The sequence below is a fragment of the Rhodococcus sp. O3 genome (assembly GCF_048897285.1).
GTDB lineage: Bacteria > Actinomycetota > Actinomycetes > Mycobacteriales > Mycobacteriaceae > Rhodococcus.
The window spans coordinates 16,980-36,734 of sequence record NZ_JBMBTE010000003.1; the positions used below are offsets into that span (position 1 = coordinate 16,980).

Annotated in this window: 25 protein-coding genes; 12 read left to right on the top strand and 13 right to left on the bottom strand. The window is 68.0% G+C overall.

The annotated features are described in order from the left end of the window. Positions 1-48 precede the first annotated feature (48 nt). Positions 49-1,320: a DUF445 domain-containing protein gene (locus tag ACN675_RS01930; protein WP_420749306.1), complete on the bottom strand. Its 1,272-nt coding sequence runs from the start codon at positions 1,318-1,320 to the stop codon at positions 49-51. Between the two features lie 100 nt (positions 1,321-1,420). Here ACN675_RS01930 and ACN675_RS01935 point away from each other — a divergent pair, with 100 nt between their 5' ends. Genes ACN675_RS01935 through ACN675_RS01945 form a run of 3 tightly spaced genes read left to right on the top strand, consistent with a single transcriptional unit; the run spans position 1,421 to position 3,470 of the window. Then, positions 1,421-2,176 carry a TetR/AcrR family transcriptional regulator gene (locus tag ACN675_RS01935; RefSeq protein WP_420749307.1) on the top strand — a complete coding sequence of 252 codons (756 nt, stop codon included), beginning with the start codon at positions 1,421-1,423 and terminating at the stop codon, positions 2,174-2,176. A 40-nt stretch (positions 2,177-2,216) separates the two neighbouring features. After that, positions 2,217-2,576, top strand: coding sequence for a DUF4873 domain-containing protein (locus ACN675_RS01940; protein ID WP_420749308.1), 360 nt, complete (start codon positions 2,217-2,219; stop codon positions 2,574-2,576). 30 nt (positions 2,577-2,606) lie between these two features. Then, positions 2,607-3,470 carry a polyphosphate kinase 2 family protein gene (locus ACN675_RS01945; protein ID WP_420749309.1) on the top strand — a complete coding sequence of 288 codons (864 nt, stop codon included), beginning with the start codon at positions 2,607-2,609 and terminating at the stop codon, positions 3,468-3,470. 51 nt (positions 3,471-3,521) lie between these two features. On the opposite strand, the gene ACN675_RS01950 is transcribed toward ACN675_RS01945, so the two are convergent. Next, complete coding sequence (locus ACN675_RS01950; protein ID WP_420749310.1) at positions 3,522-3,743, bottom strand: hypothetical protein; 222 nt, start codon at positions 3,741-3,743, stop codon at positions 3,522-3,524. A gap of 131 nt (positions 3,744-3,874) precedes the next feature. Between ACN675_RS01950 and ACN675_RS01955 the strand changes: the two genes are divergently transcribed. Next, on the top strand, positions 3,875-4,429 hold the full coding sequence (locus ACN675_RS01955; RefSeq protein WP_420749311.1) for a DUF6328 family protein: 555 nt from the start codon (positions 3,875-3,877) through the stop codon (positions 4,427-4,429). Positions 4,430-4,497: 68 nt separating this feature from the next. Here ACN675_RS01955 and ACN675_RS01960 read toward each other — a convergent pair whose 3' ends face one another. Further along, entirely contained in the window at positions 4,498-5,364 is an 867-nt protein-coding gene (locus ACN675_RS01960) for an SDR family oxidoreductase (protein WP_420749312.1), read from the bottom strand. A gap of 75 nt (positions 5,365-5,439) precedes the next feature. Here ACN675_RS01960 and ACN675_RS01965 point away from each other — a divergent pair, with 75 nt between their 5' ends. Further along, a complete protein-coding gene (locus ACN675_RS01965; RefSeq protein WP_420749313.1) occupies positions 5,440-6,438 on the top strand; it encodes an iron-containing redox enzyme family protein in 999 nt (332 codons plus the stop codon). A gap of 38 nt (positions 6,439-6,476) precedes the next feature. Here the strand turns inward: ACN675_RS01965 and ACN675_RS01970 are convergent, their stop codons facing one another. Continuing rightward, complete coding sequence (locus tag ACN675_RS01970; protein WP_420749314.1) at positions 6,477-6,857, bottom strand: DUF5709 domain-containing protein; 381 nt, start codon at positions 6,855-6,857, stop codon at positions 6,477-6,479. Between the two features lie 231 nt (positions 6,858-7,088). On the opposite strand from ACN675_RS01970, the gene ACN675_RS01975 reads away from it, so the two are divergent. Beyond that, positions 7,089-7,244 (top strand): DUF6131 family protein, encoded by a 156-nt coding sequence (locus tag ACN675_RS01975; RefSeq protein WP_169833884.1) that lies wholly within the window; start codon positions 7,089-7,091, stop codon positions 7,242-7,244. A 6-nt stretch (positions 7,245-7,250) separates the two neighbouring features. Here the strand turns inward: ACN675_RS01975 and ACN675_RS01980 are convergent, their stop codons facing one another. The 3 genes from ACN675_RS01980 to ACN675_RS01990 are packed head-to-tail and all read right to left on the bottom strand — an operon-like array spanning position 7,251 to position 8,429. Continuing rightward, positions 7,251-7,406: a CDGSH iron-sulfur domain-containing protein gene (locus tag ACN675_RS01980; RefSeq protein WP_197256655.1), complete on the bottom strand. Its 156-nt coding sequence runs from the start codon at positions 7,404-7,406 to the stop codon at positions 7,251-7,253. 58 nt (positions 7,407-7,464) lie between these two features. Beyond that, complete coding sequence (locus ACN675_RS01985) at positions 7,465-8,127, bottom strand: HemK2/MTQ2 family protein methyltransferase (protein ID WP_420749410.1); 663 nt, start codon at positions 8,125-8,127, stop codon at positions 7,465-7,467. A gap of 35 nt (positions 8,128-8,162) precedes the next feature. Then, positions 8,163-8,429, bottom strand: a complete 267-nt coding sequence (locus ACN675_RS01990) for a hypothetical protein (protein WP_420749315.1) — start codon at positions 8,427-8,429, stop codon at positions 8,163-8,165. A gap of 96 nt (positions 8,430-8,525) precedes the next feature. Between ACN675_RS01990 and ACN675_RS01995 the strand changes: the two genes are divergently transcribed. The 4 genes from ACN675_RS01995 (at position 8,526) to ACN675_RS02010 (ending at position 13,536) form a co-directional block, all read left to right on the top strand. Next, positions 8,526-9,377 carry an aldo/keto reductase gene (locus ACN675_RS01995; RefSeq protein ID WP_420749316.1) on the top strand — a complete coding sequence of 284 codons (852 nt, stop codon included), beginning with the start codon at positions 8,526-8,528 and terminating at the stop codon, positions 9,375-9,377. A 43-nt stretch (positions 9,378-9,420) separates the two neighbouring features. Beyond that, the gene (gene lexA, locus ACN675_RS02000) at positions 9,421-10,080 is read left to right on the top strand and encodes a transcriptional repressor LexA (protein WP_420749317.1); all 660 of its coding nucleotides are present in this window, start codon (positions 9,421-9,423) and stop codon (positions 10,078-10,080) included. 79 nt (positions 10,081-10,159) lie between these two features. Next, positions 10,160-12,751, top strand: coding sequence for a multicopper oxidase domain-containing protein (locus tag ACN675_RS02005; RefSeq protein ID WP_420749318.1), 2,592 nt, complete (start codon positions 10,160-10,162; stop codon positions 12,749-12,751). Between the two features lie 146 nt (positions 12,752-12,897). After that, positions 12,898-13,536, top strand: a complete 639-nt coding sequence (locus ACN675_RS02010) for a DUF2231 domain-containing protein (RefSeq protein WP_420749319.1) — start codon at positions 12,898-12,900, stop codon at positions 13,534-13,536. Between the two features lies 1 nt (position 13,537). Here the strand turns inward: ACN675_RS02010 and ACN675_RS02015 are convergent, their stop codons facing one another. Together ACN675_RS02015 and ACN675_RS02020 are read right to left on the bottom strand one after the other, a co-directional pair. After that, positions 13,538-14,719: a zinc-dependent alcohol dehydrogenase gene (locus ACN675_RS02015; RefSeq protein ID WP_420749320.1), complete on the bottom strand. Its 1,182-nt coding sequence runs from the start codon at positions 14,717-14,719 to the stop codon at positions 13,538-13,540. A 98-nt stretch (positions 14,720-14,817) separates the two neighbouring features. Then, on the bottom strand, positions 14,818-15,846 hold the full coding sequence (locus ACN675_RS02020; RefSeq protein ID WP_420749321.1) for a DNA topoisomerase IB: 1,029 nt from the start codon (positions 15,844-15,846) through the stop codon (positions 14,818-14,820). 122 nt (positions 15,847-15,968) lie between these two features. Here ACN675_RS02020 and ACN675_RS02025 point away from each other — a divergent pair, with 122 nt between their 5' ends. Beyond that, the gene (locus tag ACN675_RS02025) at positions 15,969-16,535 is read left to right on the top strand and encodes a type 1 glutamine amidotransferase domain-containing protein (protein WP_420749322.1); all 567 of its coding nucleotides are present in this window, start codon (positions 15,969-15,971) and stop codon (positions 16,533-16,535) included. 93 nt (positions 16,536-16,628) lie between these two features. Here the strand turns inward: ACN675_RS02025 and ACN675_RS02030 are convergent, their stop codons facing one another. Beyond that, entirely contained in the window at positions 16,629-17,171 is a 543-nt protein-coding gene (locus ACN675_RS02030) for a Dps family protein (protein ID WP_420749323.1), read from the bottom strand. Positions 17,172-17,448: 277 nt separating this feature from the next. Between ACN675_RS02030 and ACN675_RS02035 the strand changes: the two genes are divergently transcribed. Beyond that, positions 17,449-18,864, top strand: a complete 1,416-nt coding sequence (locus ACN675_RS02035) for an alpha,alpha-trehalose-phosphate synthase (UDP-forming) (protein ID WP_420749324.1) — start codon at positions 17,449-17,451, stop codon at positions 18,862-18,864. Positions 18,865-18,882: 18 nt separating this feature from the next. On the opposite strand, the gene ACN675_RS02040 is transcribed toward ACN675_RS02035, so the two are convergent. From ACN675_RS02040 to ACN675_RS02050, 3 genes are all read right to left on the bottom strand, one after another. Continuing rightward, positions 18,883-19,083, bottom strand: coding sequence for a hypothetical protein (locus ACN675_RS02040; protein WP_420749325.1), 201 nt, complete (start codon positions 19,081-19,083; stop codon positions 18,883-18,885). Positions 19,084-19,166: 83 nt separating this feature from the next. After that, a complete protein-coding gene (locus ACN675_RS02045; RefSeq protein ID WP_197255139.1) occupies positions 19,167-19,403 on the bottom strand; it encodes a CsbD family protein in 237 nt (78 codons plus the stop codon). Positions 19,404-19,485: 82 nt separating this feature from the next. Continuing rightward, the gene (locus ACN675_RS02050) at positions 19,486-19,734 is read right to left on the bottom strand and encodes a DUF6480 family protein (protein WP_420749326.1); all 249 of its coding nucleotides are present in this window, start codon (positions 19,732-19,734) and stop codon (positions 19,486-19,488) included. Positions 19,735-19,755: the final 21 nt, after the last annotated feature.

The window sequence follows — 19,755 nt, forward strand, 5'->3', positions numbered from 1 at the left end:
CGAGCGGGTGCTAGCTACAGCAAGCACTCTGCTAGCAAGTGAGCGACCTCACGAGAACAGCAGCTGGGACACGGTGTAGATGGCCAGACCCGCGAGCGATCCGACGACCGTGCCGTTGATGCGGATGAACTGCAGATCCCGCCCGACGGCCAGCTCGATCTTGCGGCTCGCCTCGTCTGCGTCCCAGCGCTCGACGGTCTCCCGGATCACCGCGGTGATCTCGTCGGCGTAGTTCGCGGCGATGTAGCGGGCACCGTCGAGCAGCCAGCCGTCGACCTTGCCGCGCAGTTCGTCGTCGTCGCGCAGCCGCACCCCGAGGTGCATGACGTTCTCGGCGACCTTCGTGCGCAGGGTGCTGTTCGGATCGTCGACGGATTCGAGGATCATGCGCTTGGCGGTCCGCCACGTGGCGGCCGCGAGCTGGGTCACCTCGTCCCGCCCCATGATCTCCGCCTTGACGCGTTCGGCCTTGGCGATCGTGGCCGGATCGGTCTGCAGGTCGCGGGCGTAGTCGGCGAGGAACTTGTTCGCGGCGAGCCGGACCTCGTGGGTCGGGTTGGACCGCACCTTCCAGGTGAATTCGACCAGTTCGCGGTGGATCTTCTCGCCGAGCAGCATGTCGACGAACTTCGGCGACCACGACGGCGAGTCCCGCGAGATGATCCGGTCGATCGTCTCCTGGCTGCCCAGCGCCCACTGGTGGGCCCGCTCGGCGAGCATGTCGATCAGCGGCAGGTGGCGCTCCTCGGCGATGAGCTCGGTCAGCACCCGGCCGATCGGCGGCCCCCACTCGGGCTCGGCGATGCGCTTGACGATCGTGTGGTCGATGACCTGCTGGATGTCCTCTTCGCGCAGCACCGTCACGATGCCGCGCAGCACCGTCGACGTCTCCTGCGCGACCCGCTGCGCGTTCGCGGACTGGGCCATCCAGCCACCGAGCCGCAGCGGGATCTGCGCGGACTCGATCTTCGCCGACACGACGTCCGGAGCCAGGAAGTTGGTTCCCACGAACGAACTCAGGCTGGCCCCGAGCTGGTCCTTCTTCTTCTTGATGATCGCGGTGTGGGGCACCGGGACACCGAGGGGATGCCGGAACAGGGCTGTCACGGCGAACCAGTCGGCGAGGGCACCGACCATGCCCGCCTCCGAGGCAGCTCGCACGTAACCGACCCACTCGCCGGCACCCCGGGTTTCCTGCCAGCGGCAGAACAGATACACCACCGTGGCGAAGACCAGGAATCCGGTGGCCACCGCCTTCATCCGGCGGAGATCAGCGCGCTTGGCGGCATCGTCGTTGGTCAGAAGTTGCACCTTCGCCATTGTGCCGAAACCGGACGGACACCCGCGGGACGTGCCGCGACACGAAGCGGCTCGCCGTAGACTGAGCCGACGATCGAAACCGAACGGATGTGCCAACCCAGTGCCCAGCAAAAGCGCGCCCTCGCCGACAACGCCCCTCGATTCCGCAGCGCCGCAACCGGCGCCCGCCAAGCAGGACGGACGCAAACGCCGCTGGCACGAGCACAAGATCGCGCGGCGCGAGGAGCTCGTCGACGGCACGATCGCCGCGATCCGGGTACGAGGCCACGACATCGGGATGGACGAGATCGCCGCGGAGATCGGCGTCTCCAAGACGGTTCTGTACCGCTACTTCACGGACAAGAACGATCTGACGACCGCGACGATGATGCGGTACGTCGAGCGGATCCTGGCGCCGAGGATCTACGCGGCCGTCGGCGAGGATCTCGACGAGTACGAACTGACCCGGGTCGCGATCGCCGCGTATGTCGAGACCGTGGCCTCCGACCCGGAGGTCTACCTGTACGTGATGAGCAACAGCTCGTCGGCGAGCCGCGATGTGGTGGCCGATTCCGAGCGGATGATCGCCGAGCTGGTGGCGACCGTCCTCGGTGAGCGCCTGCGGTTGCTGGAGATGGATTCGGGAGGATCGGTGCCGTGGGCCTACGGCATCGTCGGCGGAATCCAGCTCGCGACGCACTGGTGGATCTCGAACAAGTCGATGACCGCGGAAGATCTCATCGACTACCTGACGATGATGACGTGGGGCGGCTTGTCCGGCATCGCATCGGCGGCCGGCTCGCCCGTCAAGTTCAAGTCGCAGCCGCATCCGCTCCGGCGCGACGACCGGGAGGAAAGCGAAGAAGTCGCGGAGTGACCCGTTTCACGTAACTTTGGGTTACGTGTAAAATCGGGGTATGTCCGAGGGATACCGAGGCCGCGCGGAGGTCGCCGTCGCAGGCAGGCAGGTCGTCGTCGACGTCGAACTCGCCGACTGGTTCGATCCGATCAGTGGCCGGCACCGCTGGCGTGGCCGGCTGCGCGACCTGGCGTCCGCGTTCGCTCCGGATGCTCCGCCGCCCACCGGCACCGAGCTCACGCTGACACTTCTCGAACCGGACCAGGACGCCACCGCGACCGCCCGCGTGACCGACATCGATCTGTGGGGTAGCCACATGATCGACGGAATTTCGCCGCCGCCCTATCCGGCCGGACCCGACGAACTCGATCTGCCGGACGGAGACACCTCCGGCGACACCCGCCCCGAACACCCCTGACGACGACCGGCGTGTGGCACGCTTCGTGCCATGTCGAAGGACACCGAGAACAGCCCGTGGACGATTCCTGCCACCGAGGCACTGCGGGCCGGACCGCACACCCGCGTCGCCGACATCGACGCAGACGCCACCCCGGGGTTCGAGGGCGACAAGGAACTCGGCACACGCCTTCTCGAAGAACGCGGCGCGTACCTGTCGGACCTGCAGGAGAAGCTGTTCGCGAACGGCCGCTCGGGCGACCGGCGATCTGTACTGCTGGTGCTGCAGGGCATGGACACCGCCGGCAAGGGCGGAATGGTGCGCCACGTCATCGGGCACGTAGACCCGCAGGGGGTCGACCACGCCTCGTTCGGGGTCCCCACGCCCGAGGAGAAGCAGCACCACTATCTGTGGCGGATCAACAAGGCACTGCCCCGCGCCGGGCAGATCGGCGTGTTCGACCGCTCGCACTACGAGGACGTGCTCGTCGTACGCGTGCACAATCTCGTCCCGGAGAAGGTCTGGAGCACCCGATACGACGAGATCAACCAGTTCGAACGGGAGATCGTCGACAACGGGACCACGATCGTGAAGGTCGCCATGTTCGTCTCGCTCGACGAACAGAAGAAGCGCCTGGCCGAACGCCTCGAGCGCCCGGACAAGCACTGGAAGTACAACCCGTCGGACGTCACCGAACGCGCCTTGTGGCCCGAATACCAGGAGGCGTACCAGGCGATGCTCGACAAGACCAACACCGATTACGCGCCGTGGTACGTCATCCCGTCCAACCGTAAGTGGTTCAGCCGCATCGCGGTCGGCGAACTCCTGATCGACGCGCTCGAACGCCTCGATCTGGACTGGCCCGCAGCACAATTCGACGTCGAACTCGAAAAAAAGCGCCTGGCGCAGTCCTGAGGACTACGCCAGGGCGATCGGGTCGGCTCCGGGGTCGGGAACCCCACCGGGTCAGAACAACTTGGGCGTGACCTGGTGCACCTTGTGGTCGTGGTGGATCGTGCCTCCGATCATCGCCATCGCGATTCCGGCAACGACGAGGGTGGCGATCCCGGCGACGATCGCCGGTCCGGTGTGGCCGTATCCCGCCGCAAGCAGGAACAGGGCGAGGCAAGCGATCGCAAGCAGCCCGAGGGTGTATCCCGCCCAGGCGACGAAGAGGTTGAGTTTCATTCCGACACTCCTTCCGCAAGGACGAATACTGGTCCGGTGCTGCCGACGGTACCCCACGGTGATCCGCGTCACAAGGTTGTGAAACGCGCACATCGCCCCTGCTGAGCCGGGCAGCATGGCAGATTTGACTGATGATGCGTTCCAACCCGTTCGAGGAGGAGGACGAGCCACCCGAGGCCACGTACTCGCGCCGCTACGAGAGCGAGGCCCAGCAACTCGACCGGAATTGGTCCAGCCTGCTGCAGGAACTGCGTGTCGTCCAGACCGGCGTGCAACTGCTCACCGGCTTCCTCCTGACCCTGCCGTTCCAGAACGCATTCAGCGCCCTGTCGAGGAACGAGAAGGGCATCTATCTGATCACCGTCCTCGCCTCGATCGCGGCGACCATCCTCCTCGTCGCGCCGGTCAGCATGCATCGGCTCCTCTTCCGGCGTAGGCAACTGGACCGGCTGGTGCTCACCGCGCACAGGTTCGCGCTCGCCGGGTTGCTCCTGCTCGGGGTGTCGATGACCGGGGTCGCCATGCTCGTGGTCGGGCTCGTGATCGACTCGACCGCGGCGACCGTCGCCGGCGTGTGCACCGCCGCGCTGTTCATCGCGATCTGGATCCTCTACCCGTGGCGCTTCCGTCGTCGCGCCAGGCGGCATCCCGACCCGAAGCAGAGCGAAGAGCACCGGAACGAGTAGCGATCGACCGCACCGCGGCCGGTATCGATCGACCGCACCGCGGCCGGTATCGATCGACCGCACCGCGGTCAGCCGGGTAGCGTTTCGCCCCCGATCGGCGCCAGCACCTCACCGCTGTAGTACGACGACATCGTGTTCGATGCGAAGAACACGTAGGACGGTGCGATCTCGTCGGGTTGCGCCGCATGCCCGTACGGCGCCTGCTTGCCGAAGTCCGCGACCTTCTCCTCGTCCATGGTGGCGGGGATCAGCGGAGTCCACACCGGCCCCGGTGCGACGCAGTTGACCCGGATTCCCCTGTCCTGCAACGCCTGTGCGAGCGAATAGGTCAGCGCCAGCACAGCCCCCTTGGTGGCCGAGTAGTCGATGAGCGTCTTGTTGCCGCGCAGCCCGTTGATCGAGGAGGTGTTGATGATCGACGACCCGGACGGCAGGTGGTCGAGCGCGGCCCTCGTGACGTGATAGAAGCTGTCGATGTTCACCGCGAACGTGCGGCGCCACTGTGCTTCGTCGAGATCGGCGAAGTCGTCGACCGGCTCCTGGTAGGCCACGTTGTTCACCAGGATCTGCAGGCCACCGAGGCGAGCGGCCGCCTCGGCCACCACCTCCCGGCAGTGCGCCGGATCGGCGAGATCGCCCCGGAACAGGTGGCATTCACAGCCTTCCCGCCGCACCAGATCCGCGGTGTGCTCGGCGTCCCGGTCCTCCTCGAGGTACGCGATGGCGACGTCCGCGCCCTCCTTGGCGAACGCGACCGCGACCGCACGGCCGATCCCGGAGTCCCCGCCGGTGATCAGTGCCTTGCGCCCTTCGAGCAGTCCGCGACCGCGGTACCCGCGCATCTCGTCTCTGGGCTCGTCGGCCATGTCCGCGGTTTCGCCGGGGTAGTCGATCGTGTGCGGGGGATGTACGTGTCCCTGGTCATCGCTGCTCATGACCGGCGGATACCCGCCGGTGCCCGGTTCACACCCGCCGGTTTCCTTCTGCCCCGGTCCGGGTATCCGCGGACCATGCGTTCTCCAGCTGCCGCCCCGCTGCCGCGGCCGCGCGGGCCGATTTCCGATGCGGTCGTCACCCGGCTCACCGGCACACCGGACGAGTCGCCGTGGCCTCGCCCTCCCGCCCACGTGGACCCCTACGGCGACGACGTGCAATTGGCGCTGACGGTGCTCTACGAACTGCACTACCGGGGGTTCCCCGAGGTCGATCCGGGTTGGGAATGGGCGCCGGGTCCGCTCGGCGTGCGTGCCGCGCTCGAACGGTCGTTCCTGGACCGGCTGCGCGCGGATGTCCCGGGAGGTACAGATGTCGATGCGACCTTCGACGCGGTGTGCCGCGAGCCCCGCGACGCCTGGAGCGTGTCCCACCACCTGGCCGAGCAGGGCACGTGGCCGCAGTTGCGGGAGTACTTCGTGCACCGGTCCATCTACCAGCTCAAGGAAGCCGATCCGCAGGCCTGGGCCATTCCGCGCCTCACCGGCCGGGCCAAGGCGACGCTGGTGGCCGTCGAATTCGACGAGTACGGCGCCGGGCACCACGACCGGGTGCACGCGCAGTTGTTCGCCGATCTGATGGTCGCGGCCGGATTGGACGCCACCTATCTGGGATATCTCGACCGCGTGCCGGCGCTCACCCTGGCACCGGTGAACTTCATGTCGATGTGCGCCTTGCATCGCTCCCGCATCGGCATGCTCGTCGGCCAGTTCGCGGCCGCCGAGATGACGACCGGTCCGAGTGCGCGCCGGATGGTGCAGGCACTCGAACGCCTCGATGCCGCCCCGGAATGCGTCCGGTTCTACACCGAGCACGTCGAGGCGGATGCGGTGCACGAACTGGTGTTGAGGCACGACGTCGTCGGGGACCTGCTCGACCGCGATCCGGACGCGGCCGGCGATGTGGTGTTCGGGGCGGAAGCCATCGAATTCCTCGAGGGCCGGCTCGGCAGCCACCTGCTCGAACGGTGGTCCCGCGACGAGTCGTCGCTGCTCGAACCGGTCGAGGCCACCTGAGACCCGTTCAGCCCCTTACCCGTTCAGCGCCTCTCCGTTCAGCCCTTCTCGATGTCGTCCTCATCGACGACGTGCACGGCCGCTTCCTCGGCTCCGGCTCCCCCACCGTCGATTCCGACGTCCTCGGCGACGAGTTCGGATTCGGTGTCCTCCCCCGTCCCCTGGTCCGGTGCGACGAGCCGGCCCGCGCGGCCGGTGTCGGCAGCGCCCGATCCCGTCTCGGGTTCTTCTTCCGCCAGGCGGGATTCGAGGTCGTCGTGCGGTTCGAGGCCGACGGGGTGCTCGGGCGGTGAGATCCCTTCGTCCAGAACGTCGTCGACACCTCGATCGACGAGGGTGTCCTCGGGCTGCAACTGATCTTCGTCGTCGACGCTGTATTCACCGGGGACACTCGCCCCGGGATTCTCCGAAGTAGGCATGCTTCGACCATGCCACCGTTCGCCCGGTTGCGCCATGCTTGTGAATTGGGCTGCCCGTGTATTGCGCCGCCTGTGTATTGCGATGGGGGGCCAGGTATCCGATGCGGTCGGGCGATGCCGGACGCCCGTCGAGGAGTTGATACTCCATGGTTTGAATTGCCGGGATCGGGGTATTCTCCCCCATCGTCCGAGCCGATTCGAGCACGGGCACCGACAGCAAGGTAGACGATCATGATCATCCTAGGCCTGATCCTTCTGGTGGTCGGATTCCTGACCGGGATCTCGATCCTGTGGACGCTCGGTATCATCCTCCTCGTGGTGGGCGTCATTCTGGCATTGCTCGGCGCCACCGGACGGGCCATCGGCGGCCGCAGGCACTGGTACTGACTCCTCTCACCGCCGGGGCGCGCGAGCGCTCCGGCGGTGACTGGTGTCGCACAACGGATAGATGCCGCTGCGATGGCATCGGCACACCGCGACCACGAACCGATCGGACGTCACCTCGGTGCCGTCCTCACCCACGATCCGCACCGGTCCCTCGACGAGCATCGGGCCGCCCGGCACGAGCCGGACGGTCCTGACATCTATCCGCGTGTCTATCCGCGTGTCATCCTGTGTGTTCCGGTCGGTCGGCACGGATCACCACCACTTCCTCGGTCTCGATCTCGGTTTCGCTCTCGACGGTGACAACGGAAGCGTCTGCCGCAGAGACTGTTCGAAGCTGCTGCAGATATTCGGCACGACTCCGCATCACGGGGCCGAACGGGATGCGCTCGCGCGCGACCACGGTGGCCTTCACGCCCCCGGAACGCAGCATCTCCAAGGTGGTGTCCACACCGGTGTACTCGGAGTGCACGACGAGCGCGAATCCTCCGGGTCGCAACAGCTTCGGGATCTCCCGGCACAACGGGTCGACGACGGAGCGCCCGTCCGGGCCGGCATCCCAGCGCGGATCGAAGGCTCCACCGGGCGCCGGCACGTAGGGCGGATTCGAGACGATCACGTCGAACGGCGCGAGTTCGTGCGCGATGCCGAGGCCCCCGCGATGCACCCGGATAGGCAGGCGCCGCGACCACGCGTTGAGCCGGGCGGTGAACACCGCACGGGGCGCGATGTCCAGTGCCGTCACCGATTCGGCGCCCGCTCGCGCCGCCGTGACCGCCAGGATTCCGGTGCCCGTACAGAAGTCGAGGACCTTCGCACCCGGCGGCGGGCCGGCGGAACCGTAGGCTTGCGCCAGCAACCACGAATCCTCTTGCGGCCGGTACACACCCGGCATCCGCCACAACATGTCGGGTCGCACCACTACAGCACTCCGGGTTCGTGGGTGGATGTGCCACCGGATCCGCCGAGCCGGCGGCTTCGGAAGTTGAGCACGATCATCACTGCCCCCACGACGATCAGGGCGACGGCAACGATCGTTCCGACAGCCGTCCAGCCTTCGAAACCGCCACCGGCGGCTGTCAGGACCAGAGCTATCGCGGCGACGCCCGCCAGGACGCACACATAGCCGATCCATCCTGCGAACCGGCTTCCCGTCGTGGAGCGACCGCGATTCGTTGTATTCGCCATGCGGGCGGTTACCCAGCTGCGCAGTCGACGAAACCGGCAGTCACCGGAACCGGGCATCCGGGGAACAAGATTCCGGGTCCGGTCGTTGGTCCGGGCATGACTGTTGCGAACCCGGTACCGAATGTGACGCTCGACGACGGAAACTCGATCCCGCAGATCGGGTTCGGGGTGTGGCAGGTGCCCGACGACGAGTGTTTCACCGCTGTCACCAGCGCTCTGACCGTCGGATATCGCAGTATCGACACGGCTGCGATCTACGGGAACGAGGTCGGTACCGGCCGGGCGATCGCGGCGGCGGGGATACCGCGCGACGAACTGTTCGTCACCACCAAGCTGTGGAACAGTGCGGACGGTCCGTGGACCCGGGACCGCGTGTTCACCGAGTTCGACGCGTCCCTCGACCGCTTGGGGCTGGACTATGTGGACCTGTACCTGATCCATTGGCCGCGGCCGATGCGTGAGGACTACCGCACGATCTGGCAGGCGTTCACCGAGTTGAAGGCCGACGGTCGTGCCCGGTCGATCGGTGTGTCCAATTTCCAGCCGGAGCAGCTGCGAACGATCATCGCGGACACGGGCGTGGTGCCGGTGATCAATCAGATCGAGGTGCATCCGGACTTCGCGCAGCCCGAATTGCGGCGGGTGCACGACGAGCTGGGCATCGTCACCGAGGCGTGGTCGCCGCTCGGCCAGGGCCGTGGCCTGCTCGACGATCCCACCCTCGCGCGGATCGCGCTCGAGCACGACCGTTCGCCCGCGCAGGTGGTGCTCCGGTGGCATCTGCAGATCGGCAACGTGGCGATCCCGAAGTCGGTGACCCCGCACCGGATCCGGCAGAACCTGGACGTGTTCGACTTCGACCTCGATGCGGCCGAGCTCGACGCGATCTCGGCACTCGACACCGGGAACCGGCTCGGCGGCGATCCCGCCACCTTCGACGTGGGGTGACGGCCCGGAGGGTCGATTCGTTCGCGCGACTACGATTCGCCGGGTGACCGATTACGACGATTTCGACATGTTCGGTGGCCTCGACGCCTCGACCCTGCCGCTGCGGCAGCAGCAGATCCTGGCGGTGATCCGGGACTGGGCAGCGGCGAACGGGTGCGCGCCGAGCACCCGGCAGATCGGGGACGCGGTGGGCCTGCGGTCGACGTCGTCGGTGTCCAAGCATCTGCGCAGCCTCGAGGACAAGGGGTTCCTGCGGCGGGGTTCGGCGGTGGCGCGTCAGCTGGACGTGCGCCCGTTCCTCGCCGCGTCGGCGCCGGCCGGGTCCGATCGGACGGTCCCGGTGCCGGTCGTCGGCGACATCGCGGCCGGCGTGCCGATCCTCGCCGAGCAGCACACCGACGACGTGCTGGCACTGCCGCGGGAGCTGGTCGGTTCCGGCACCGTGTTCGGGTTGCGGGTGCGCGGCGATTCGATGGTCGACGCGGCGATCTGCGACGGCGACGTCGTGGTGGTGCGGCAGCAGAACGAGGCGCATTCGGGCGAGATCGTCGCCGCGATGATCGACGGCGAGGCCACCGTCAAGGTGCTGCGGCGGCGGAACGGGCACGTGCAGCTCGAACCGCGCAATCCGGCGTATCCGGTTCTCGACGGCGATCGGGCCGTCGTGCTGGGTAAGGTGGTGTCCGTGATGCGGCGGATCTGACCGATCCGCCCGGTCGGGCGACCGTGAGTTCTACGACAAGTCGTAGTAAAAAGGCCCGGATCGGTCCTACCATCTGCCTGTGACCACCACTCCCCCGGTGAAACGACCCAAGAGTTGGCACCAGCGCGCAGGCAAGCCGGTACGCATCTGGCTCGCGCTGCTGATCGTCGCGGGTCTGACCCACCCGTTCCTGCCCGAATCGCGGTGGCTGCTGGTCCACCTGTTCACCCTCGGCGCCGTCACCAACTCGATCGTGGTGTGGTCGCAGACCCTCGCCGAGCGTTTCCTCGGCTATCACCTCCCCGAAAGCGCCCGCCCACCGCAGCTCGCGAAGATCTACCTGCTCAACGCGGGCATCGTCGTCACCGTCGCCGGTGTCCTCACCGGGTGGTTCCCCGCCACGCTCGTCGGTGCGGTCCTCGTGGGCGCGATGCTCGCCTGGCATGCCATCTCGCTTCTGCTGCTGATCCGGCAGGCCCAGCGGTCCCGGGCACTGGACGGTGAGGAACCCGCCCTGCACGCGCAGAGCGTGTGGTTCCTCGTCGCATCGTCGGCACTGCTGCCGGTCGGAGCCGGATTCGGTGCCGCACTCGCCTACGGACAGACCGACAGCACCCAGGCCGGGTTCCTGCTCGCCCACCAGGCCATGAACCTGCTGGGCTTCCTCGGCCTGGCCGCCGCCGGGGTGCTGACGGTGATGTACCCGAACCTGATCGGCATGGACGCCACCGGGGCGCGGCGACGACCCGTTGCGCTCATGGTCCTGCTCGCCGGTATCGCGGTGCTCCTCGTCGGCGCACTGACCGCGCATCCGCTCGTCGCCGCGGCAGGCTGCGCGATCTATCTCGCCGGATGGGTCGTCGTCGCCGGGCCGCTACTGCGCGGTGCCGTGTCGCACCCTCCTATCGGGTTCGCGGCCGCCTCGATCACCGCGTCGATGCTGTGGCTGCTCGGGTCGCTGCTGAGCCTGACGATCGTGCTCGCGACCGGTCCCATGACCCCGGACCGCGCCACCCTGATGACCGTCCCGTTCCTGGCGGGCTTCGCGGCACAGCTGCTGTTCGGGGTGATGAGTCACCTGCTGCCCACACTGATGGGTGGCGGACCGGCCGTCGTCGGCGCCGGCGTCGACAAGATGAACCGGTGGTGGGTGTGGCGGCTCGTCGTCGTCAACATCGGGTTGCTGCTGTTCCTGCTGCCACTCGCGAGCTGGATGCGGGTCGGCGTGTCCGCGATCGTCATGCTCGCGTTCGTGATGTTCCTGCCCATCATGATCACCAGCGCCAAGGCCTCGATGGCGGGCCGCCGCGCCGTGATGTCGGGCAAGGCCCCGGCCGAGTACACACCCGCCCCGCAGCACCGCGGGTTGCAGGCCACCGCGGCGCTCGCATGCCTCGCACTCGTCGCCGCCGTCACGTCCGGGATCGGCGGAGCCGGTCTCGGATCCGGGGACGCGTCGGCGGGAGTGGCACCGACCGGCAACACCACCGAAGTGCAGGTCGAGATGGTCGGAATGCGGTTCGTCCCCGACCGCATCTCGGTGCCGGCCGGCGACCGGCTGGTCCTCACCGTCACCAATTCCGACGACCAGGTCCACGACCTGGTCCTGTCCTCCGGACACGACAGCGGCCGGATCGGCTCGGGGCAGACCGCGACCGTGGAGGTCGGGGTCGTCGGCGCCGACATCGACGGGTGGTGCTCGATCGTCGGGCACCGGCAGCAGGGGATGGTCCTGAACATCACGGCCGACGGCGCCTCGGGCGGCGGTGCAGGCGTGCACGATCACGGCGCGGGCGGTGCCCCGGCCGTCGATCTCGCGGTCGCCCCGGGCGACGACTTCGTCGCCCGCGATCCGGTGCTCGCGCCGGCACCGGGCGGCACGACCCACCGCTACACCTTCGAGGTCACCGAGGTTCCCGGCGACTACGCGGTCGGTGCGACCCAGACCATGTGGACGTACAACGGGCGGCCGATGGGCCCGACGCTGCGAGGCCGGCTGGGCGACGTCTTCGAGATCACCCTGGTCAACAACGGGGCCATGGGACACTCCATCGATTTCCACGCCGGGATGGTCGGGCCGGACGAGCCGATGCGCACCATCGAACCCGGCGAGCAACTCGTCTACCGGTTCCGTGCCGAGCACACCGGGATCTGGTTGTACCACTGCGCAACCGCCCCCATGGCCGTGCACATCGCCGCGGGCATGTTCGGCGCGGTCGTGATCGACCCGCCGAGCCTTGCCCCGGTCGACGCCGAGTATCTCGTGGTGCAGTCGGAGGTGTATCTCGGCGACGGCGAGGTCGACGCGGACAAGGTCACCGCGGCGACACCGGACCTGGTGGTGTTCAACGGTTTCGCGGACCAGTACGTGCACCGGCCGCTGCGCGCGAAGGTCGGCGACCGGATCCGCATCTGGGTGCTCGACGCCGGACCGGCCGAGAACGTCTCCTTCCACGTCGTCGGAAGCCAGTTCGACACCGTCTACAAGGAAGGCGCGTACCTGCTGCGCGCGGGTGACTCCGACAGCGGCGGGGCCCAGGCGCTCGATCTGGCCGTCGCGCAGGGCGGATTCGTCGAGATGGAGTTCCTCGAACCCGGTACCTACACCTTCCTCAACCATCGCATGTTCGATGCCGAACGCGGCGCGAAGGGCAAGATCATCGTCGAGTGACGGTTCCGCCACCGGCAGTTGCTCCTCACCGGAATGCTCACGGATTCGGAATCTGCCCGCCCACACGTGGGCGGATTCGCACTCGGCGCGGGGATCGGTGGCGGGCCGGCCGTTTTCCCGCAGGGTCACCGGGGTACGCGTCGCACATGGCAACGTCGAACATTTCCACACAGGCTCCTCACCCTTCCCCGCCGCTCGCCCGGCTGCTCGAGAGCACCGAATCGGCGTCCTGGCTCGACCGTCCCGCCACGGTGGTCCGCGCCCTGGTGAGGCCGGTCGCCGACGGCCCCGCCGGAGGCGTGCTGCGCGGTGAGTTCCTGGGCCATCCGCTGCATCCCGCGCTGGTGGCGGTCCCGATCGGCGCGTGGTCCTCGGCTGCGGTCTTCGATCTGGTCTTCCGCAAGCCGGACGCGGCCCGGCGACTTCTCGGAATCGGACTGGTCGCGGTCCCGCCGACGGCGTTCACCGGATGGGCGGACTGGTCCCGCGGCACCACGGTCCAGCGGCGGGTCGGGTTGATCCACGCGCTGACGAACGCCGCGGGCATCGCGCTGTCGGCCGCGTCCTTCCGACGGCGGCGGTGCGCCCCCGAGTCCTCGGCGTCGGCGGTGGCGCTGAGCCTCGCGGGCCTGGGGTTGATCGGTGTCGGCGGCGTCCTCGGCGGTCACCTGGCGTACGCGCTCGGAATGGGCGTCTCCCCCCGCGCACACACCCACGACACCGACGCGACCGGCCCCGCCTACGACCCCGTCCTCGCCGAACCGGTCACGCCCGCGGATCGGTGAATCAGGGCTCCAGCTGGATCTTCACGGCACCGTCCACCTTGCGCTGGAAGATGTCGTACGCGTGCGGCGCCTCGGACAGCGGGAGCCGATGCGTGGCGAAGGTGTCGACGCCGAGCGGGTCGTCGTCGGTGAGCAACGGCAGGATCTCCGGCACCCAGCGATTCACGTTGGCCTGCCCCATGCGCAGCGTGATCTGCTTGTCGAACAGGGTCAGCATCGGCATCGGGTCGGTCGCGCCGCCGTACACCCCGCTGAGGGAGATGGTTCCGCCGCGCCGCACCACGTCGATCGCGCTGTAGAGCGCGGCGAGCCGGTCGACGCCGGCCTTCTGCATCAGCGGTTCGGCGACCGCCGACGGCAACAACCCCGCGGCGGTCTGGGCGAACTTCGCGACCGGGCTGCCGTGCGCTTCCATGCCCACCGCGTCGATCACCGAGTCGGTGCCGCGCCCGTCCGTGAGATCCCGGATCCGGTCGCCGAGCTCTCCGTCGGTCCCGGTCAGGTCGATCGTCTCGATTCCCCGCGCCTGGGCTCGGGCCAGCCGCTCCGGGACGAGGTCGACACCGATCACGCGGGCACCGTGGTGGTGCGCGATCCGGGCGGCCATGTCGCCGATCGGTCCGAGGCCGAGGACCGTGACCGTGCCGCCCTCGGGAATGTCGGCGTACTCGACGGCCTGCCAGGCGGTCGGCAGCACGTCGGACAGGTACACGAACCGGGAATCGTCCGGGCCCTCGGGGACCTTGATGTGCGTGGACTGCGCGTGCGGGACCCGCAGATACTCCGCCTGCCCTCCGGGAAGGCTGCCGTACAGCTTGGAGTATCCGAACAGCGCTGCACCACTGCCGTATTCGCGTACCTGGGTGGTCTCGCACTGCGAGAACAGGCCGTGCCCGCACATGAAGCAGCCACCGCACGACACCTGGAACGGGATCACCACCCGGTCACCGGCCTTCAGGTTCGTCACCTCGCTGCCGACTTCCTCGACGATGCCCATCGGTTCGTGTCCGAGGATGTCGCCAGGCGACATGAACGCCCCGAGCACCTCGTACAGGTGCAGATCCGAGCCGCAGATGTTGGTGGTGGTGACGCGGATGACGGCGTCGGTCGGCTCCTCGATCCGCGGGTCCGGCACCGTGTCGACCTCGACCTTGCGCTTGCCCTGCCACGTCACGGCCTTCATCGCTGCGTCCTTCCTCTCGTTCCCCCGACCCGGATCTCCCCTGCCCCGGTTACCGCCGGGGGTTGACGTTCAAACGCCGCGCACCGACAGCGCGGGCGTCACGATCGCCGGAGCAGCCGGATCACCGCGCGTTCGACGATCTCGCGGGCCTCGTCGTCGGACTTGCTGCGTGCTGCCCGCCGCTGTGTGCACCGTGCGGCCCGCCGCAGCGCGGCCCGCACAGTGCGGCCCTGTTCGTAGGCCTCTACGACTCGCGGATCGACGTACGAGCCGCGCGCCACCGCCGGCGTGTTGCCGAGTTCTTCCGCGACCCGGCGCATCACCTCCGCCTCGGCGTGGGCCCGGGCGCGGTCGCTGTCCGGGGGCTCCTGCTCGGCGAACGCGGCGGCGGCCAGCACCGTCGCGTTCCAGGTGCGCAGGTCCTTGGCGCTGCAGTCGTCGCCGGCGAGTTCCTTGAACCGTGCGTTGATGTCGTCGGCGTGCAGTTCGCGCACTGTCTTTCCCTCGCGGTAGGTCAGCAGCCGGCCGCTCTCGCTCGGGACACGACGCAGCGCCCGCACCGCGGTCGCGAGATCCGGGTCGCCGACGGCGACGACCCGCCGGATCCCGCCCTTCGCGGGATAGTCGAAGGTGAGAACGTCGCCGCTGATCCGGACGTGACTGCGCAGCAGGGTCGCGACGCCCCGGGTGCCGTTCTCCTCCGCGTACTCCTCCCCGCCGACGCGGAACACGGCCCGGTCCAGCAGGCGCAGCGCCACGGCCTCGGCGCGGCGACGTCCGGCTCCGCGACGCACGAGATCGTCCTGCACCTGCTGCCGCCACTGCGGCAACCTGGACGCCATCGCCAGCACGCGATCGTGTTTCTCCTCGTCGCGTTCGGCGCGCCACTGCTCGTGGTACAGGTACTGGCGGCGCCCCGCGATGTCGGTGCCGTATGCCTGGATGTGGCCGTTGTCGTAGGGGCAGATCCATACCTGTTTCCACGCGGGCGGGATCACGAGTGCGTCGATGCGTGCACGGACCGTCGCCGTCACCGCGCCACCGTCGACGCCGATGTAGGCGAATCCACGTCCGCGCCGCACTCTCCGGATACCGGGTGTGCTGGTCACGCTCCGCCGCAAGATCATCCGTCCCTCCACGGGCCCCGTGTCGCATTCGGGGGAATATCCCGAATCGACCGGTCCCACACGCGGGTGTTTCGCCTTCCGCTCGCGGGTACCCGTGGCGGACGACGAAAGGACGGTGAACCATGAATTCTTCGGACACGGGCCCGCTGGCATCGCGACGGGTCGCCATCCTGGCCACCAACGGTGTGGAGGAGGCCGAACTCGTCGAGCCGCGACGTGCCGTCGAACGCGCCGGCGCCGAGACCACGCTGCTCTCGCTGTCCGCCGGGGAGATCCAGGCGATGAAATCCGACGTGCACCCGGCCGGCAAGTATCGCGTCGACCAGGTGGTGGCCGACGCCTCCGTCGACGACTTCGACGCCCTGCTCCTGCCGGGCGGCACGACGAACCCCGATCACCTCCGGCAGGACTCCGCCGCGGTGGCATTCGTCCGGGACTTCGTGTCGTCGGGACGTCCGGTGGGCGTCATCTGCCACGGGCCGTGGACACTCGTCGAGGCGGACGTGGTGCGCGGCCGCACCCTCACGTCGTATCCGAGTGTGCGCACCGACATTCGGAACGCCGGCGGCACGGTGGTCGACAAGGAAGTGGTCATAGACCGAAATCTCGTGTCCAGCCGCAACCCCCGCGATCTGCCTGCGTTCTGCGACACCATCGTCGACGTGTTCTCCCGGGTGACGCAGAGCTGACACGCGCACTACACACGAATGGTCGGCCGCACCCGGATATCCGTGTGCGGCCGACCATTCGGCGAAAGCTGTGGTGCTGAACGAAGCGAGGTGCTAGGAGCGGGCCTTGTCGGCGGCCTTCTGCTCGGTGGTTGCACCGCTGTTGACGAGCGCCCCGGCCGCGTTCTCGAGGTGCGCGCGGACGAACCACTGGAACTTCTCGAGCTGACCGGTCTGCCCGATCAGCAGGTCCTCGGTGATGGGATCGAGTTCTCCCACTTCGGATATCGCCTTGCGGTTGTCCGCGATCAATCCGTCGTACACCAGGTCGAGGGCGGCGAGGTGCGCCTGCGCGCTGTCCCGTCCCACCGAGTAGTCGTCCCAGGTACGATTCTTGACGATCGCTCCGGGCGTGCCCTGCGGCGACGCACCCAGCGCCGCAATACGTTCGGCGGCATCGTCGGCGTAGCCGCGCACGAGTTCGACCTGGGGATCGATCATCTCGTGTACCCCGATGAAATTCGGGCCCACCACGTTCCAGTGAATGTGCTTGAGAGTCAGGTGCAGATCGTTGTAGGCGCTCAGCCGCTCCTGGAGGATCTCCGCCACGCGTCCGCCGTCCTTCTCGCTCAGACCCGGAACCGTGAACTTACCCATGCGTTCTCCTCTCGCCAGCGATGTCCCTCCGACCTGCGGAGCGGGCATCGCGGTACCGGTCGATGTACGACATCTACCCGGCCGGTCCCAATGCTAAACACAGACAGCGGTTCCCGGGATCAGAACCGGTGAGCTGATACACTCTCGCCACCGGAGCGGAAGTACGGATCCGCAGTTCCGTAGAAGACTTTCGGGGACGAATCCCGAAAGCCCAGGCACCGCCACGTTTTCGTGGATCATCGGCGCCGCCGAAGTTGTGAAATAGGGGCTGAAAATCGTGACAAATACGACCTCCTCGGATTTCCTGGTAGTGGCCAATCGGCTGCCCGTCGATCTCGAACCCGATCCGGACGGAGGTCCGGGAACCTGGCATCGCAGTCCCGGAGGTCTCGTCACCGCGCTCGAACCGATGCTGCGGCAGACGAACGGCGCGTGGGTGGGCTGGCCGGGAACTCCCGATGTCGACCTGGAGCCTTTCGTCGAGGACGGGTTGACCCTGCACCCGGTTCGGCTCACCGAGACCGAGGTCGCCGAATACTACGAAGGCTTCTCCAACACTTCCCTGTGGCCGCTCTACCACGACGCCGTGGTTACACCCACCTTCGACCGCAGCTGGTGGCGGACGTACGTGCAGGTCAACGAGCGATTCGCCAGAGCCGCCGCGCGCGCGGCGGCGCCCGGAGCCACCGTCTGGGTGCACGACTACCAGCTCCAGCTCGTACCGCGCATGCTCCGGGAGATGCGCCCCGACCTGACGATCGGTTTCTTTCTGCACATTCCATTCCCGCCACCGGAGTTGTTCCTCCAGCTGCCGTGGCGCAGGGAGATCATCGAGGGTCTGCTCGGAGCCGATCTGGTCGGCTTCCACCTCCCCGGCGGCGCCGACAACTTCCGCTTCCTGACGCGACGGTTGCTCTCCGCACCCGCTCCCCGGCCCGGCTCGGCCGGCGCGGTCGAAGTCGGCGACCGCCTCGTGAAAGTCGGGGCGTATCCCATCTCGATCGACTCCGCACACATCGACGAACAGTCGCGTTCCGCAACGACCCAATTGCGGGCCAAGCAGATTCGCGTCGAGCTCGGTGACCCCGACACCGTCCTGCTCGGCGTCGACAGACTCGACTACACGAAGGGCATCGACATCCGACTCGAAGCGCTTCGCGAGCTCCTCGAGGAGGGCACCCTCGATCCGGAGAAGATCGTCATGGTGCAGCTCGCCACGCCGAGCCGGGAACGGCTCACCGCCTACGCACAGCTCCGCGACGACGTGGAACGACAGGTCGGGAACATCAACGGCAAGTTCGGCCGGCTGGGCCGGCCCGTCGTGCACTATCTGCACCGGCCCGTCGATCGCGACGAGCTGATCGCGATGTACGCGTGCGCCGACACCATGCTGGTCACGCCCCTGCGCGACGGCATGAATCTCGTCGCCAAGGAGTACGTCGCCTGCCACGGCGACGGCAGCGGTGCCCTCGTGCTCAGCGAGTTCGCCGGGGCAGCGTGGGAGTTGCGACGCGCCCATCTGGTGAACCCGCACGACCTGGACGCGGTCAAGCGCGCGATCGTCGCCGCCGTGACGGAGGAACCCGCCGTCAAGGCACGACGGATGCGCTCGATGCACACCCAGGTGATGAAGCACGATGTCGACCGGTGGGCGCGCACCTTTCTCGACGATCTGCGCGCCGCCCGATCCTGACCATCCGGTACCGGCCGGTCACGTGCTGGGTTCGGGCAGGCGGCAGTCCTCGATCTTCGGATTGACTCCGAAATAGTTCAGCGGGCCCGCGAGCACCGTCACGACCACCGTCGCGACACCCGCGCAATTCTGCTCGGTTCCGCTGAAGTAGCCACGCTGCCCGGCCGCGATCGCACCCACGACCAGCCAGATCAGCACCACGAGCGTAACGATCCGCACGTTTGCGACACCTCCTGTGACGGCGGGTGCGGCCGGGTCCCGCAGGACTCCGGCCGCACCCGGACGACATCTTGCTGTGAGCGTTACTGCTGGGCGCGCTGCCTGGCCTCGTCAGCTTCGGCTTTCGCCCTGGCCTTCTCCGCCTCCGCTTCCTTGCGGGCGACCTCGCGCTGGTCTTCGGCCTTGTCCTGCTGGGCGCGACCCTCGCGGGTCAGATCGTCCTGGCCGGTGACGGCACCGACGGCTTCCTTTGCCTTACCCTTGACGTCCTCGACGACGCCCTTGACGGCCTCGCTGGGCCCGCTCTTCTCGTCTGCCATGCGAATCCTCCTGTCGGATCTCTTCACTGACGCACGGGGATTACCCCGCCGCAGCCGGTCTCAACCCGCCCGGTGATCTTGTTCACGTGGCGATCAGACCGATGATGACGGCGACGAACACCAGCACGATGACGATCACCGCGCCGAGCGTCAGCCAGCCGGTCACCGGGAAACGCTTCCTCGTCTCCGGTTCCGGAGCGGACAGCCCGGATGTACCGGCGGATTCGGGTGGCGTGGAGCCGGGAGGTACTCCGCCGCCGGGCTCGAGACCGGGCGTGGTGCCGGGATCTGGATCGGTGTTGCCGTGTTGTTCGGGATCGGGGACTGTCATCGAACCCACCTTCCGGACGGA